We start from the raw sequence: 16,319 nt of genomic DNA, 5'->3' as shown, positions 1-16,319 counted from the left end.
AAGGTGCGGGGCGGCCGCCGCTTTGATATGTACCGTCAAGACGACAGCCGCCCCGCACTCATAATAATACTGATACCACAATATTTTTGGACACGTCTGCCCGCAGGGCAATGACGGCACCCCGTATCGCATATGCAATGGGGTTTCCGGACGGGCTTTTATACAGCGGTTCTATCTCCGTCCCGTCAATAATGCCGAGGTCCAGCATGCGTCTTCTTGTATCACCGTCTGAAAGGAGCTTCGATACATACGCTTTTTGACCAATCGGAAGCTGCGTGAGCGGTATGTGATCGATATTCACAATCATCCTCCTTACGTCCTGTTTTCTGAGTGCGGGTGAATTTTGTTACCCGCTGCTAATATATGGTCATGAATGCGAGCGTGTGACGAATAAACTATACAACCTAGAGATTTTATTTGAAGGGTCTGAGCCTATGAAAGACGAAAGTGTCTCAGATTTTAGAACGGTTCGGGGCTATCAGCTCCTCAATCGGCAGGTGGGTAATTTGACACCCGCGATGGAAGATTATCTTGAAATGACGTATCGGCTGTGCCTATCCAACAGCTACGCCCGCGTCGGGCAGCTTTCAGAGCTTTTAAACGTCCGCCCGCCGTCGGCATCCAAAATGATTTCGAAGCTGACGTATTACGGTTATTTGAAATACGACCGCTACGGCATTATCCAGATGACAGAGCTTGGGCTTGATGCCGGGTCATATCTGCTCAAAAGGCATGAAACGGTCGAGAATTTTTTGCGCCTCATCGGAAACCTCACCCCTTTGAAAGAGGCGGAGCTTATTGAACACAGCTTAAGCCCTGAAACGGTCAATGATCTCAACGATATTCTCACTTTTTTTCAAAACGATGACGACGTCCGCAGAAAATTTTTATCCTTTAAAGAACAAAAGAAATAATAAAGCGCCCACTTAACCGGCAGAGACTTAAAACGTCCCTGCCGGTTAAATTATGCGTTTTTCTCCTATATTTCAGCAGTTTTTTAACGATAAATAATATTGAACACTTTGTCGAAAAATGATAATTTAAAAGGCAGATAACGTTCAATTCGGTTATAATCATAAGGAGAAGCACACCGTATGGATTTGACATCACTTCTCGGCGTTCTCATTGGTTTTATCGCGGTTATCGGGGCCATGATCTTTAAGAAAATCAGCTTCACCGTATTTTTGAATCCGGCGGCTTTTTTTGTTATTTTCGTCGGCACCGCTGCGACAATTCTCAACTCTTTTACTGGCAAGCAATTAAAAAGCCTTGGTGCCTTGTTCGGTATCATCATGAAAAAAACGAAAGGCCTTGAAGAGGTTGAGATCATCTCGACGATGGTGAATCTCTCAACGGCGGCCAGAAAAGAGGGCCTCTTGGCTCTTGAAAAAAATATTGAGGCCATCGATGACCCCTTCATCAAAAAAGCTGTTCGTCTCGTCGTGGACGGCGTGGAGGAAGATGCCATCAGAGATATTCTTGAAGGTGAAATCGCCGCGATGTCGGCACGGCACGAAGAAAACGCCAGTATCTTTTCATCGGCCGGTGCGTATGCGCCGACATTGGGCGTTCTGGGTGCCGTGTTCGGTCTTATCGCCGCGATGTCCCACATTGATAATACGGATGCTATGGCCGAAGCGATTGCCGCCGCCTTTATTGCGACAATTCTCGGTATTTTTACCGGTTATGTTTTATGGAATCCTTTCGCCAAAAAGTTAAAGGTTAAAAGCCACGAGGAGGCGTTTTGCAAATATCTTGTTGTGGAAGGCGCACTGGCCCTCTATCGCGGCGATTCCCCGATCAAGATTAAGGAAAAGCTCATATCGGTTCTGCCCCAGAAGAAGCAGGCAAAGGTCTATGAAGAATTAGAAAAAAGCAAAGGGTGATCTAAAATGTCGAAAAAACAAAATCACCATCAGGAAGAAGAAGCCGGTGAAGCATGGCTTCTGCCGTATTCAGATTTAATGACGCTGCTGCTGGCCGTTTTTATCGTTCTTTTTGCCGTCAGTAAAATTGACCAACAAAAGGCTGTTGCCATGTCCGAATCCTTCAGCCAAGCGATGATGGCCGAGGGCGCAGGTGCCGGGGAAGGCGGGCAAGCTGCAGTATCACCGGGAGAAGCTCCCCCGTCAGCCGACAGTGCTGCCGAGGAAGCTACAAAAGAATATCTGGGCCAGCTGGAGTATGAGAGCCTTGCCGACACGAAGGAAAAGCTCGACCAAATTTTTCAAAGCGAAAATATGTCGTCAACCATTTCGACAACCATCGATATGCGCGGTCTTGTCATTACCATGAACAACGCCATTCTTTTTGATTCGGGCAGCGCCGATATCAAAGCCGATCATATCGACACGCTGAAAAAAGTTGCTGAGGCCGTTAACACGCTGGACAAATATATCCGAATTGAAGGTCATACGGATAACGTCCCTGTCAGCGGGTCGATCTTCCCTTCTAACTGGGAGCTGTCAACTGCCCGCGCCTCCCGCGTTGCGCGCTTGTTTATCAGTGAGTGCAGTATTCAGCCCGACCGGATAGTCGCCGTCGGATACGGTGAATACAGGCCGGTTGCCGATAATTCAACACCGGAAGGACAAGCCGCCAACAGGCGCATTGACATCATTATTCTCAGCGAAAAATATGACAATCTGGAATCACAGGTTGAACCGTAAGTCAACAGGCGCCGCTGCCCTAACAGACATTTCATATCACATGCAAAAAACGGGCCGAACTATGCATTCGGCCCGTTTTCGACATTTCAAGTTTGAGGTGATTTCATGAAAGCACGTAAAATGCTCAGCGACTGGGACGCGCCCTATATTCAGGCACTTGTCACATTAATCGAAACGCAGAGCAAACGGACGCTTGCTGTGTGGGCTCTTGATTATGCCGAGAGCGTCCTGCTGCCGCTCTTCAGCAAGGATTTCCCGGACGATTTGCGCCCAAAAAGCGCGCTGGATGCCGCGCATGCGTGGCTGTCGGGAGCCATTAAGCTGCCGCAGGCGAAAAAGGCCATCCTCGCCTGCCACGAAGCGGCACGCGAAGCGGAAGGGCACCCCGCCGCGCAGGCCGCCGCCAGAGCAATCGGGCAGGCGGCGTCAACAATTCATTCGGCAAGGCACTGTATCGGCCTGCCGCTCTACGGCGCTCTTGCCGTTGCGTATGCCGCGCTCGGACCACATGCGCCGTGGGAACAAATCGAGGGCCGGGCCGCTGAAGAATGCGGTCATATGTTGAAGGCACTGCAGTCTATTGCCGTTCGGAACGAGCCAAACCCCGCGAAGATCGACTGGAAATGCTGAGGCTACACAAACTAAAATAGTCGCTCGGTCCCCTTTGTATTACGTTCGGTCTGCATCTGTCTGGTCTTACTTACGCCGGTTAATGCTATCTGAAACTTCGTTGAATTCTCTGTAAAAACAGGTAAAGCACAAAAAACAGGCCGATAATATCGGCCTGTTTTTGAACGGTATTCGGTGCGCAGCGGCGGCTTAGAGACCGGACTTCTCGAGGATTTCCGGTACCTTGGACTCCCAGCCCAGCGCCATGATGTGAACGCCCTGGCAGTAGTCTTTGCACTGGTTGATGATGCGGGAGGTAATTTCGACGCCCGTGATGCCGGCTTTAGTCTTTTCCTTGTCTGCCTTCAGTTCGTCGAGCAGCTCCTGGGGGACACTGATGCCGGCGACGTTGTCGTTCATATATTTTGCCATACCAGCGTTCTTCGGGATGATAACGCCGAGCATGACTGGTATGCCGAACTGCTTGGCTCTCTCCATGAAACGGATGAATTTCTCCGGCTCAAAAACGGCCTGTGTCTGGAAGTACTCGGCACCGGCCTTGACTTTTGCTTCCATTTTCGCCAGCTGGACATCCGGCGAGTCGCTGCAGGCCGACACGACGGCACCCTTGGCAAACTTCGGGGGCTCGCCTTCCAGAGCGTTGCCGGCAAGATCTTCACCCTGCTCGAGCTTCTTGACCATGTGGAGAAGCGACACGGAATCAAGGTCAAAAACGGGCTTAGCCTGCGGGTTGTCACCCATTGTCGTATGGTCGCCGGTGAGAAGAAGTAAATTGTCAATGCCGAGCATGGCCGCGCTCAAAACATCCGACATCTGCGCAATGCGGTTGCGGTCACGGCACGTCAGCTGGAAAATCGGATTGTTGCCTCTGTCCTTCAGGGCTTTACAGGTCGCCAGCGACCCAAGACGCATAACGGAGGACGGGTTATCCGTCACGTTAACGGCCGTCACCTTATCTTTTAAAAACGTGTCCACTTCGTGAAGCAAATGATCGATATGACACCCCTTCGGGGTCCCTATTTCCGCCGTCACGACAAACTCGCCACGTTGGAAATTCTCGGTAAGTCTCATTTATTATCGCTCCTTTTCTTAATAAACTTTTACTGAAAACAACAACAGCAGATTGTTTTATTTTTCTGCGTCTGGATCGCCGTATTTGCGGACTTTTGCAGCAAACTTTAAAGTATCAAGCTTGTTGAGCTTTTCAAGCTTTCTGTAAATACGTTCCCAGCCGCATTCCATGTCTTTGTCGACTTCACATTTGCCGTTTTTGGCACCGCCGCACTGGCCGTTGACGAGGCTCTTGGAGCACGCAGTAATCGGGCAGATGCCGCCGGTGTAGTTGAGATAGCACTCGCCGCACTGGCCGCAGTCAAATTCCAGCGGTGTGACACCTTGAAAACCGGGAAGCGGCAGCGTGTCGCAGCCCGCGAAAACCTTTTTGTCCCCAAGCGTATCGGCAACGGTCTGCACGCCGACACCACAGGAGAAAACGAGCACCGTATCGGCGTCTTTAATCTTTTCCATGTGCTTTTTGAGCTGGAGGCTCTGATGGTCGGGGTTGCATATGTAATCCGTTGTGACGATTAGCGTCACGTCCTTTTCCGCTGACAGTTCCTTTTCAAGCGCTTCAGCTTCGTGCTCGGGGAAGAAGACTTCTTTGCAGCCGTGGCAGTTGATGATAACGGTTTTTCCTTTTGCCAGAACGGCGATATCTTCTTTTTGTTTCAGTTGGGTAATTAACATCTTATTTACCCTCCCTTATAGCTTTTTTTCCTGTTTTAATCATGCCGAGGATCGGGATTTTGGACGAGCAGATCGTTTCGCAGCATTTGCATTCGATGCAGTCCATAACGCTCTGGTCTTTGAAGCCCTGCCAGTTCTCGGCGCCCGCGTATTTGGTGAAATACAGCGGCTTGAGTTCCATCGGGCAGACGTCGACGCAGCGGCCGCACTTGATACAGGGCGACGGCTCGGTGACGATCGTCTCAATGGCGATGATACCGTTTGTCCCCTTGATGACCGGGACATTGAGATCATTCTGAACAAAGCCCATCTGCGGGCCGCCCATTTTGATCGTGACATCGTCGCCAATAACGCCGCCGCAGTAGTCGACAATTTCCTTGACGGAGGTACCGACCTTGATGATGAAGTTGCCGGGCTTCTTCATCTTCTCACCTGTCACCGTCACAACGCGCTCGACGAGCGGCATGCCCGTCTGAATGGCGTCTGAAATGGCCTTGACGGTGCTGATGTTGCTGACGATGGCGCCAACGTCGGCCGGCAGGCCGCCGGACGGCACGGCGCGTCCCAGGCAGCGCTTGATGAGCATTTTTTCAGCGCCCTGCGGGTACTTTGTTTTCGCAACAACGACCTCGATATTATCGATGTCGGCTGTTTTGGCCTGCAGCACTTCAATCGCGTCGTGCTTATTGTCCTCCACGGCGATAATGCCCTTGGCAGCGCCGGAGGCCTTTAAAATAGCCTTGAGGCCGAAAATAATGTCATCTGCAAAGTCAACCATCACGCGGTGATCGGCCGTCAGTAGCGGCTCACATTCGCAGCCGTTGAGCAAAACCGTGTCAACAGGCTTCGGGGGCTTGAGTTTGACGGCCGTCGGGAAACCGGCGCCGCCCATGCCAACGATACCCTTGTCACGGACGATTTCAACGATCTCATCCGCTGTAAGGCTATCGAGGCTGCCGGCCGGTTTAACCGATTCATGCGGTGTGTTTTTCCCGTCGGACGCAATGACGACGGACATAATATCCGCGCCCGTTATCGGATGCCGACGCGGCTCTACAGCTGTTACCGTACCGCTGACGCTTGAATGAATCGGGCTTGAGATGAAGCCCTTCGCCTCGGCGATTTTCTGGCCGACAAAAACTTGCTGGCCCGCCTCAACAATCGGCTCTGCCGGAGCGCCCGCATGCTGTGACAGCGGAATAACAACGGTTTTCGGATCCGGGAAGCGCACGAGCGAGAGATGTTCGCTGAGCTCTTTGCGCTCGGAGGGATGAATACCGCCGTAATAGCCTTCAAAGCGATCCTCGCGGATGGACTTGACATATGCGCTGATCGTTTTAAAGTTAATTTTCGAATAGTCGCGAAGCTGTGATGACAGATTGGATATCTCGGATGCGCGGCCCAGCTGATCCATCTTTTCATAGATCTTTTGCCAACCGCAGTCCATATTCTTGTCAACTTCGCACTTGCCGTTTTTCGCGCCGCCGCACTGCCCATTGACGAGGCTCTTCGAGCAGTCAACGATCGGGCAGATGCCGCCGGTCAGGTTTAAATAGCACTGGCCGCACGCGTCGCAGCGCGCTGTTGTCAGCGCCATACCGTGGCTGCCACGGCAGGTCATGGAATCGCTTGCGGCGTAAACCGGCGTTTCGGCCAGGTCCGCGACCGTCTGAATACCGAGACCGCATGAAATGACGAAGACGTTTTTCGCTTCTGTCGGCAGGGCCTCCTGAAGCTTTTTCGCCGTCGTCGTCTTGTTGCACAGGAAATCGATTTTTACGCAGCCGACAAGCGTTTTTCCCTGCTCGGCGGCAATTTGCTCGAAAGCGCTGCATTCCGGCTCGTCACCAATTTCAAATTCCTTGAAGCATTTGTTACAGGCAACGACAAAAATATCATTTTTGTCCTGCAGGAACGGGGCAAGCTCTTCCTTTCTTTTTAATTTAAACTTGGTGTAATCCTCCAATTCAATTTTCCCCCCTAAACTTAATGCATTAAATAATACGGATGAATACACAGTAACAACAAATTATGATATCAAAACATCATATCTATAACGCAACCCACCACAACATTTGATTTATATCAAAAATCGCTTTTTATTTCTAGTCTAATTTAACGATTTTTATAAATATAAAATTCAATTTTATAAAATCGAATAAAATTTTGGCAATTTTCGTCTATATAATTCGTCAGAATTAATTTTCAATAATTAAATGCAAACGCAAACGACAGAAGCCGCCGATTTTTTTCCAAGAAAATCCGGCAGCCTCCTTATGCTGCGGTCAATCGCACCGATATACATAATAGAACGCTTAAAGCGGCAGGACGGCCCCGGTTGAATCGGCAGCTCAAGCCGACACGTTGTTTTCGGAGAGGGGATCCCCCATGGCAGTAAGATGGAGAAACAGCACAAGCTGCAATATCAAAGAAATTGACAACCAGCACAAAAAACTCTTTGAAATCAGCTCGAAGCTCAACATTCTAGAGCCCATCTGTACACAAATCGATTTTAAGGATGAAATCCTGGATGTTATTGACCAGCTCAAGGATTATTCCATCTACCATTTTACATACGAAGAATCGCTCATGCAAAAATATCATTATCCGGATTATGAGGAACACCGTGACGCCCACAAAGCGTTTATTAAAAAAATTCTTGACCTTGAAAATGGCGACGTAAATTTCAGCAGCTCGGAATCGCTCCGGCATATTATTGATTTCATCAACGGCTGGGTTATGGCGCATATTTTAAAAACTGATATGAAATATAAAGACTTTTTCAACAATCTCGGCATTGAATAAAAGGCGACAAATTTTCATGACGGTTTGGACTTCTAGTATGAATTGGATGGGTGATTTTTTTGAGTGCCAGTGTCGTGCTCCGAATTTTGTTTTATTATTCCGGTATTATCAGTTTGATGATCGGCGGCTTTATTCTATACCTCGCACCAAAAAAAAACCTAAACAGAATTTTCTTTACCCTTTGCATCGCATTAACCTTTTGGGCCGTCGGCTTTTCAATGGCGATTAACGCCCCCAATATGGAGACGTGTCTTCTTTGGAGAAGGGTTAGCGCCGTTGGTTGGGGCTCCCAGTTTGCCGTTTTGCTGCATTTTGCCCTCGTTTTCTCTCAAAAGGAGGCACTTCTGAAAAAATGGTGGCTTTATCCGCTTCTATATGCGCCCGCCGCCATAACAGTTTATGTTTTCGCTATATCCGGCACCATGGCCGCTCAGCTTTATCGGTTTGTTGAGACAGCGGCTGGGTGGGCTAATGTCGCAAACAGCAGCGTTTGGGACTGGGTCTTTAGCATCTACTACGTCGCTTACATGATGTGTTCGCTCACACTCATCTGGCTGTATGGCAGGCACGCCGCATCACGCCGCATCAAAAAGCAGGCTGACGCCATTGTCTATTCGTTTTTGGCAGCATTTATTATCGGTTCCATAACAGATATTTTTGGTAACATCATTTTTTCGGATAACATCCCGCAAATCGCCCCCATCATCATATTGGTGCCGATCGTTTTCATCTACTATTCAATCATTCAGCATGGTCTTATGACATCAGAGCCTTTCAATCAGGCTGAATTGATCTTAACAAAATCGACTCAAGGAAAAGTCTATCAGTTCTTGTCCATCGCGCTCATACTCGGGAGCGTCCTGAGCGTTGTTTTGCAGTTAACTGGTTCTGAGAATATCTACCGCTCTTTGCTTTCCAGCTGCTCTATTCTGATATTTGGTATTGCCATATATGTGATTAGAATGATCAAGGTCAGAAATTATGTGAAAGATATCGTCCTGATCGGTATCATCTTTGTCACAATCCCTGGGATCATATTGTTATTTGCCGATTACGGCAGCGTGACAGTTTGGTCAGTTTCATTCCTGTTCATCGTCATTTCAATGGTTTTTAACAAGCCGGTCGTTTTATTGTCAATATCCGTGTCAATCCTCTCGACACAGGTTTTGATCTGGCTGCTGACACAGGAATCAACGGTAGTAATCGGCAGCGCCAATTATATCGGGCGTCTTGCCATCTTGTGCTTCACCCTTGTCATCGCTTACTATATCAATAAAATCTACATTAATAGACTTAAGCAGAATGCCGACCAGCTGCGCCTTCAAAAATTCATTTCCGAGATATCGTCTGATTTTATTAACGTCAACGCGTCAAATATCGATGAAAAAATGAACTGGGTTATCCGAATTGTCGGGAAACTCTTCGCCATTGACAGCATCAGCATTCTCTTGGTCGACACGGAGCGTTATACGGTTGATGGCACAAATATCTGGAATGTCAACAAAATGCAAATCGGCACAAGTTTTTCGTATACCATCGCACAGACGGATATGGCCTGGCTTTTTAACCATCTCTCAAACAATGAGCCGATCTATATCCCGGACGTTTCGCTTTTGCCGGAAACTGCAATCAGCATCCGAAATAAGCTTCAGGCAGAAAACACCCGCGCGCTCATTGCGATCCCAATTGAGGAAAAGACGAACACCATCCGAATTATGCAGTGTAATACCGATAACAATTCGCGGTCATGGGTGGATGACGAGCTGCGGATTTTAAAAATTATCGCTAATATTTTTAATGATGCCCTATTAAAAATTGAAGCTGAAAAAGAAATCAGCTTTATGGCCTATCACGACCATTTGACAGGTCTGCCAAACAGGCGCTTATTCCGTGATCGGCTCGATCAGGCCATCGCACTGGCAAAAAGGACGGAAAAACTGCTCGGCGTCATTTTTATCGACCTCGATTCCTTCAAGACAATTAACGATACGATCGGGCACGAAGGCGGCGACACCCTTTTGAAGACCGTTTCCGACAAGCTTGTCAAATCCGTCCGATTATCCGATACAGTCTCGCGTTTCGGCGGGGACGAGTTCTTAATCCTGATTAATAATATCGCACGAGACGAGGACATCGTCTTCATCGCCGAGAAGATTATGGAGGTTTTAAAGCAGCCTTTTAGTCTCGACGGGCAGGAATATAACCTTACAACGAGCGTTGGTATCTCCATGTATCCGTTTGACGGGACCGATATGGACAGCCTGATCAGAAACGCCGATATCGCCATGTACAAAGCCAAGGAAAACGGAAAAAATCAATTTGTCATTTGCACCACAGCGCTTAAAAACGAAGTGCTTCGCAAAATTAAAATTACCAACAGCCTGTATCGCGCTTTAGATCGTGATGAGCTCTATTTGAATTATCAGCCGCAGGTCAGCCTAACGACTGGTGAAATTATCGGTGTCGAAGCGTTAATCCGGTGGCGTCACCCTGAGCTCGGGCTCGTTTCACCAGCTGTTTTTATCCCAATTGCTGAGCAGATCGGCGTGATTGGCGACATTGGCGAATGGGTGCTGGAGGCGGCGTGCCGTCAGGCAAAGGCCTGGCAAGACGCAGGATTAAACCCCGGAACAATCGCTGTCAACGTATCGGCCTATCAGCTGCGCAACCAGAATTTTACCGAGAATCTGCACAAAATCCTTAAAAAGACAGGTCTCGCTCCAGCGTTTTTGGAAATTGAAATCACCGAAAGTGCCGCGATGAACGAAACAAGTAACGTTTTGGGCCTAATGAACTGTCTCAGAAGTCTCGGCATCCTGATCGCCATCGACGATTTCGGGACGGATTACTCCTCTTTAAGTCGTTTAAAAGAGCTGCCGATTGACAAAATCAAAATCGACAAGCAGTTTGTTGACGGCATCGAAGACAGCGAGAAGGATCAGGCCATTGTCCGAACAATTATCAACCTCGCTAAGAACCTCGATTTAAAGGTTATCGCCGAAGGTGTTGAAAACGCTGAGCAGCTGGCGTTCTTAAAAGCGGAGCAGTGCGACGATGTGCAAGGCTTTTTCTTTTACAAGCCGATGAGCGCCGAGGACATTGAAAACAACCTCCGATAACGATTGATCCGAAAAAAGCTTGTATGCCCCGAAACCGGCATACAAGCTTTTTTAAACATTTTTTTCCTGATACTCTAGCCCCCATAGCGATGCGCCAGATGTAACGCTGTCACTGCGTCACATATCTAATGAATGACTCCATATCCTCGGAAAGCTCGGTGTGCGCCAATTGCAGCAGCTCGGGAATCGCAAGCGTCTGCGGGCAGTGCTCCATGCACAGACCGCACGCGACGCACCGGTCGGCACCGGTACCTTCGGGCAAAAACGTTTCCTGATAGACGAGCGGGTCGATTAAGGACGGTTTTGAAAACTGAAAGCTGTTAAAAAGCTTGAAGATTTCGGGGATGTTGACGCCCTGCGGGCAAGGCATGCAGTACCGGCAGCCTGTGCAGCCGATGCTGCGTCTGGCATCATACGCCTCTTTGATCTTTGCAATGAGCGCCAGGTCCTCGGCGTTCATGACGCCGGGCTTACCCTCTTCAAAAATTCTCAGGTTATCCTTGAGCTGATCCATCGTGCTCGTGCCGCTTAAAACAAGCGTCACCTCCGGCATGTTGTACAGCCAGCGGAAGCACCACTCGACAAGCGGCCTTTTTTCGGGATATGCGGCAAGCATCGCCGAGACCTCTGGAGGGACATTGCCCAGGATTGCCCCGCCGCGCAGCGGCTCCATGATGACGACGGCGAGGCTCTTAGCTGCTGCGTATTGAAGCCCTTCAAGGCCGGCTTGCATGTGCGTGTCGAGGATATTAAGCTGAATCTGTGACATTTCCCAGTCATAGGCATCGACGATCTCTTTATAATGCTCCAGCGTACTATGGATGGAAAACGCCTTGTGGCGGATTTTCCCCTTTTCGATCATCTTATCTAAAAACTTAAGGCCATCGTACCGCTTCACCTTCTCCCAATTATCCGGGTAGAGATTGTGCAGCAGATAGACATCGACATAATCCGTCCCAAGGCTTCGGAGCTCCTCGTCGAGGTATTTTTCAAAATCCTCATGTTTTCCGATCTTCCAGATCGGGCTTTTCGTGGCGAGGTACGTTTTTCCGCGGTAGCCGTCTTTCAGCGCTTTGCCTGTCGTGACCTCACTGCCCTCATAAACATAAGCCGTATCCAGATAATTGACGCCGTTGTCAATAGCATATCGGACCATGGCGATGGCTTCTTTTTCATCATCGGGAAAGCGCATGCAGCCGAGGCCGAAACGCGATACCGTCATCCCTGTTTTTCCATAAGGCGCATATTCCAAAATTCTCACTCCATTTCCAAATCATGATCCTCTATCAGTATACATCTTCAAGTATATAGGAAGTCAAGAGGTGCCATGATGATATTTAATACCGGTACTATATGGCAATACAAACTGCCATAGCTGGACGATGAGCTATGGCAGTTTGTATAACCAGAGGGATATCATATGAAAATAAGGCGTCCTTATTTCATAAGCTTTTTGCCAGCACTGCGAGACGACTTATTTTTTTGCCGTGGCAAGCTTTCCTTCTCTGAAGGCCTTGTTGTACTGGCGGCAGAAGCGGTCGCGCCCTAACAGCGCGTCCGTCGCGAAAATGGTGCCGATAATATCTTTGTTTGCCGGGTCGGCAATAACGGAGTCAAGGCCGGACATCATCGACATCGTCAGAAAGCTGCGGTTTACGAGCTTCCGCTCCGGCATCGCAAAGGAGACATTGGAGAGCGCCGCCGTGATGTTGACCGTTGGATACTTTTCCTTGATGCGTCGTATCGCCTGGCAAAACTGGACGGCCGAGTCGTTAACGGCCGAGAGCGCCAGCACCAACGGGTCGATATGAATCCGCTCCGGCCCGACGCCGTATTCCGCCGCCTTTTCAACAAGGTCAAAGGCGATGCGCACCTTGTCGTCTGCCGAGGCGGCGATGCCGCCGTTATCGCAAGCCAGCGCGACGACCTGCCATTCCGGGTTGTCTCTCAAGAGCGGCAGCAGCAGCTGGCACTTCTCCCCTTCCATCGAGATGGAATTGAGAAGACCCGGCTTTTTGAGCTGGGGGAAAATCCGAATCAGCATAATGGGGTCCGGGCTGTCAATGCAAAGCGGCTTCGTCGCGTGTTTCTGAACGATGTCGAGAAGCCAGCAAAGCGCGTCATACTCTTCCTCCGGGGAGGTCCCTGCGCAGACGTCCAGATAATCCGCACCATTCTCCTCCTGCGCTTTGACGAGGCCGACAATATACGCCTCATCCCGATTTTTGATGGCTTCCGCCGTTTTAGGGATTGCGCCGTTAATTTTTTCACCAATTATGATCATGAGGACACCTTTTCTTATTTTTTAGACCAAGCCGTGCAGACGCTCACCGTCTTCTGCGGATTGATTGCCCACTCGTCGGCACCGGTGCCGATGCAAGCCTGCTCGGTAACAGGCGCGCCGCCGATAATAATTTTAACCTTGTCACGCATCCCGGCGGCTTTGAAGGCATCAACAGTCGCCTTCATGGAGTCAAGCGCCAGCGTCAAAACACCGGAGAGGGCGATAATATCGATGTTCTCTTCTTTGGCCGTTTTGACGATCACTTCAGGCGGCACGTCAATTCCTAAATCCAGTACCTCGAATCCGGAGGATTCCAGCTGCGCTTTGACGATGTTCTTACCGATATCGTGCAAATCCGCCTTGACGGTGCAGAGAATCACTCTTCCGGTCTTCTCGCCGCCGCCGCTGCTCAGCGCGGGCGCCATAATCTTGATGGCCTTTGTTAAAATATCACCGGCATAGATGAGGTCGGACACAAAGTAGTCCCCCGATTCAAAGCGGCTGCCGACCGTTTCCATACCGGCCTTGCAAGCCTCAACGGCTTCCGCCGCGCCAGCGCCGCCGTTTGCCATAATCTCTTGCGCCATGTCAACGACAATGTCTTCCTCCAGGTCTCCCATTGCCGTCTGGAGCTTATTAATATCAATCATCATAGAACCTCCCAACCTGTTTATAAAATAAGTAATAATGTATACAGCTGCGATATTGCGTATTTCAGCCCGTCGTCAGGCGGCAGCATTTCGTTCATTGCTTCCTGCAGCAATTCATAATTTGTTTTCTCAGCCATCCTGCACTCTCCTTTTAATGATAAACGCCGTAGTCGTGAATGAATTCATTAACTGCTCGATAGTTTTCTATCTTGACATCGTTGGGCGAAATGAGCTGTTTGCTTGTGGAGATAAAAAACCCGCCGCCCGGGGCGCACTCGTCGATTAAATACTTGGCGGCGTCGATGCATTGCTGCTTTGTCCCGTCTCGGAGCAGGCTGACCGGGAAACCCGCGCCGACGCAGGCTTTTCCGCCAAGCCGTTTCTTTGCGGCGACGGCGTCAGAATTCTCCAGCTGCATGATGAAAAGCTTATCCGGCAGCTCCTCAAAAAACGGCATAAACCGATCCCATTCGCCTTCCAGAACAGCCGCGACATGGCCGCCTCTGGCATGGACATTGAGAAGGTATTCTTTATAAGTCGGCCAGTAAAACTCTTCAAACTGCTTGATACTCAGAAACGTCGGCATATGTAGGGGCGTTAATGTCCATGGGAAGCGCGGGAGCTGCGGCATGCCAAGACCAGAGAAGGTCGCCGACAACTGAATCGCTGCCTTCACGGCAATTTTAAACGCGTCTGCATGGCGCCTGATGTCATACATCGTCTCAGAAAATCCTCTGAAATAATCGAAGAACCAGTCAGCCGGGGCAATGCTCAGCCCCATTGTGCACATTGGCATGCCAAGCTTTTCTTTGAAATACGCTGTAGAGTCCTCGCTCTTTTTTGCATACGCCAGCACTTCGCCGAGCGACGCGGCGATCACTTTTTTCCGCTCTTCGGCCGTGCCGCGGAGATTTGGGAACTTTCTGACAAAGTGCACGTTGTAGAGATAGGCGTACGGGTCTTCCGCGAACACCGTTAATTCTTCCGCCGTCATCGGGCAGAATTCCTTGTGCTGAAGCGTAATGCCGTCGTCTGCCGTGAAGTAGTCGTCGTTGCCAAGGATATTGTCGACTCGAATAGGATGCGTGATCATGCTGATAAAAGCGGCGTCAAAATAGACATCCTGATGGACTTTTGCCATTGTTTCAATTTCGAACTGGGGATTTTCCGTACATTGGGCAAGCGTTGCCCCGGCATAACCGATCGCATAGTTCTCCATAAAGGAGATCACCGGGACCCTGTCGGGCTGCGCACACTCAGCCGCCGCCATGACGCGATTGAGTCTTTCCTGGTATAGAAGCTCGTTTTCCATATACACTCCTCCTTGACGAAATAATTTTAGGAACCGCGGTCGCTTTTAATGTAAACCACGGTTCCTAAAAAGTCAATATATAATGTGCGAATATACGGATGTGTTTTGTAACAAAATACAAAATTGGTTTTTAGTTATTTTCACAGCGCCACGTTCTCGCTTCGCCGCCAGCCAAAAGCTTGATAAACCCCCTCGATATGTTATAATAAAATAAACGTTTATATCTTAACGGGGGACCAATGAAGCATAAAAACAGCAAAAAAAGCATTATAGAGAAAAATGCAATTCAGTTGTTTTACGACCTGGGTTACAGCGACTGCACCCTCAGAAAACTGGCGTCTGCCAGCGGCGTGACGCACTCGACGATTTTAAAGCATTTTAACAGTAAGTCTGAATGCGCCGACCTGCTTGTCAACAAATACCACAACAGTCTCATTGAATTGGTAAAAGCTTTCAGCGGTGCGCACGACATTTTTATAGACGCCCGGACGGACAAGGTTCTTTTTTACTGGTGCCTGCACCATCGGTACATCATCACGGATGACAAGTTCCGCAAATTCTTCACAGAGTATTATAAAGGCGATTACAGACCGTTCGTCCAGGTCCACTATCAGCTGACTGAAAAGATCTTTGAAGAGCTGTATGACGTGCAATTTGATGAGCCGGAATATTTGAAGGATATCATGATTTACGCCTTGGCGGCGGCGGAGCTTGAGCTTGTATTTCTCCTTGACGACGGCCAAATCTACTACAAAGAAGCAAACAGGCTGCTCATTGAGTTTTTTTCCCGTGTATTCCGCTTTATCAGCGTCTCCGAAAATGACTTTTATGCGTTTATTGACCGATTCGGCGACCGATTGGACGCGTCCCTGTCACACATTACCGCCTGCCTGGCAGCGGACGAATAACGTCGCGGCTGTTGACGGCCGCAATGAACCGACGAATATGTAAAGACAAAGTATCGGCAGGTTCTTTGTCTTTTTTGTTATACGCACCGCCCAGCCGAGCGGTTTCCGGCACCTGGGCCAAATGGTGCCATCCGGCACGATGCCAGTTTGGTCTGCTTTTTAAACTTCCTTGATTTTCGCGCTGAAAGTTGGTAAT

Annotated in this window: 15 protein-coding genes; 7 read left to right on the top strand and 8 right to left on the bottom strand. The window is 49.3% G+C overall.

The genetic code is table 11. From position 1 onward, the window contains the following. Positions 1–58: 58 nt before the first annotated feature. The gene (locus tag IZU99_03590) at positions 59–307 is read right to left on the bottom strand and encodes a ferrous iron transport protein A (GenBank protein UOO38349.1); all 249 of its coding nucleotides are present in this window, start codon (positions 305–307) and stop codon (positions 59–61) included. A 127-nt stretch (positions 308–434) separates the two neighbouring features. Between IZU99_03590 and IZU99_03585 the strand changes: the two genes are divergently transcribed. From IZU99_03585 to IZU99_03570, 4 genes are all read left to right on the top strand, one after another. Beyond that, positions 435–914, top strand: coding sequence for a DtxR family transcriptional regulator (locus IZU99_03585; protein ID UOO38348.1), 480 nt, complete (start codon positions 435–437; stop codon positions 912–914). Between the two features lie 180 nt (positions 915–1,094). Then, positions 1,095–1,886, top strand: coding sequence for a flagellar motor stator protein MotA (gene motA, locus IZU99_03580; protein UOO38347.1), 792 nt, complete (start codon positions 1,095–1,097; stop codon positions 1,884–1,886). Positions 1,887–1,892: 6 nt separating this feature from the next. Continuing rightward, positions 1,893–2,669, top strand: coding sequence for a flagellar motor protein MotB (locus IZU99_03575; GenBank protein ID UOO38346.1), 777 nt, complete (start codon positions 1,893–1,895; stop codon positions 2,667–2,669). A gap of 105 nt (positions 2,670–2,774) precedes the next feature. Further along, positions 2,775–3,299 (top strand): hypothetical protein, encoded by a 525-nt coding sequence (locus IZU99_03570; protein ID UOO38345.1) that lies wholly within the window; start codon positions 2,775–2,777, stop codon positions 3,297–3,299. A 189-nt stretch (positions 3,300–3,488) separates the two neighbouring features. Here IZU99_03570 and IZU99_03565 read toward each other — a convergent pair whose 3' ends face one another. Genes IZU99_03565 through rsxC form a run of 3 tightly spaced genes read right to left on the bottom strand, consistent with a single transcriptional unit; the run spans position 3,489 to position 7,011 of the window. Then, entirely contained in the window at positions 3,489–4,370 is an 882-nt protein-coding gene (locus tag IZU99_03565) for a methylenetetrahydrofolate reductase (GenBank protein ID UOO38344.1), read from the bottom strand. 57 nt (positions 4,371–4,427) lie between these two features. After that, a complete protein-coding gene (locus IZU99_03560; protein UOO38343.1) occupies positions 4,428–5,045 on the bottom strand; it encodes a methylenetetrahydrofolate reductase C-terminal domain-containing protein in 618 nt (205 codons plus the stop codon). Position 5,046: 1 nt separating this feature from the next. Further along, positions 5,047–7,011 (bottom strand): electron transport complex subunit RsxC, encoded by a 1,965-nt coding sequence (gene rsxC / locus IZU99_03555; GenBank protein UOO38342.1) that lies wholly within the window; start codon positions 7,009–7,011, stop codon positions 5,047–5,049. Between the two features lie 422 nt (positions 7,012–7,433). Between rsxC and IZU99_03550 the strand changes: the two genes are divergently transcribed. Together IZU99_03550 and IZU99_03545 are read left to right on the top strand one after the other, a co-directional pair. Then, on the top strand, positions 7,434–7,850 hold the full coding sequence (locus IZU99_03550; protein UOO38341.1) for a hemerythrin family protein: 417 nt from the start codon (positions 7,434–7,436) through the stop codon (positions 7,848–7,850). Positions 7,851–7,909: 59 nt separating this feature from the next. Then, positions 7,910–10,969, top strand: coding sequence for an EAL domain-containing protein (locus IZU99_03545; protein UOO38340.1), 3,060 nt, complete (start codon positions 7,910–7,912; stop codon positions 10,967–10,969). Between the two features lie 109 nt (positions 10,970–11,078). On the opposite strand, the gene IZU99_03540 is transcribed toward IZU99_03545, so the two are convergent. The 4 genes from IZU99_03540 to IZU99_03525 form a co-directional block, all read right to left on the bottom strand. After that, on the bottom strand, positions 11,079–12,221 hold the full coding sequence (locus tag IZU99_03540; protein UOO38339.1) for an aldo/keto reductase: 1,143 nt from the start codon (positions 12,219–12,221) through the stop codon (positions 11,079–11,081). Between the two features lie 222 nt (positions 12,222–12,443). After that, positions 12,444–13,253 carry a dihydropteroate synthase gene (locus IZU99_03535; protein UOO38338.1) on the bottom strand — a complete coding sequence of 270 codons (810 nt, stop codon included), beginning with the start codon at positions 13,251–13,253 and terminating at the stop codon, positions 12,444–12,446. A 14-nt stretch (positions 13,254–13,267) separates the two neighbouring features. Then, positions 13,268–13,903, bottom strand: coding sequence for a cobalamin-dependent protein (locus IZU99_03530; GenBank protein UOO38730.1), 636 nt, complete (start codon positions 13,901–13,903; stop codon positions 13,268–13,270). Between the two features lie 151 nt (positions 13,904–14,054). Continuing rightward, complete coding sequence (locus tag IZU99_03525; protein UOO38337.1) at positions 14,055–15,215, bottom strand: hypothetical protein; 1,161 nt, start codon at positions 15,213–15,215, stop codon at positions 14,055–14,057. 239 nt (positions 15,216–15,454) lie between these two features. Here IZU99_03525 and IZU99_03520 point away from each other — a divergent pair, with 239 nt between their 5' ends. Next, positions 15,455–16,123 carry a TetR/AcrR family transcriptional regulator gene (locus tag IZU99_03520; GenBank protein UOO38336.1) on the top strand — a complete coding sequence of 223 codons (669 nt, stop codon included), beginning with the start codon at positions 15,455–15,457 and terminating at the stop codon, positions 16,121–16,123. Positions 16,124–16,319: the final 196 nt, after the last annotated feature.

The sequence above is a fragment of the Oscillospiraceae bacterium CM genome (assembly GCA_022870705.1).
Classification (GTDB): domain Bacteria; phylum Bacillota; class Clostridia; order Oscillospirales; family Oscillospiraceae; genus Sporobacter.
The sequence above is the reverse complement of the archived record's forward strand: the minus strand, read 5'-3'. Positions and strand labels throughout refer to the sequence as shown.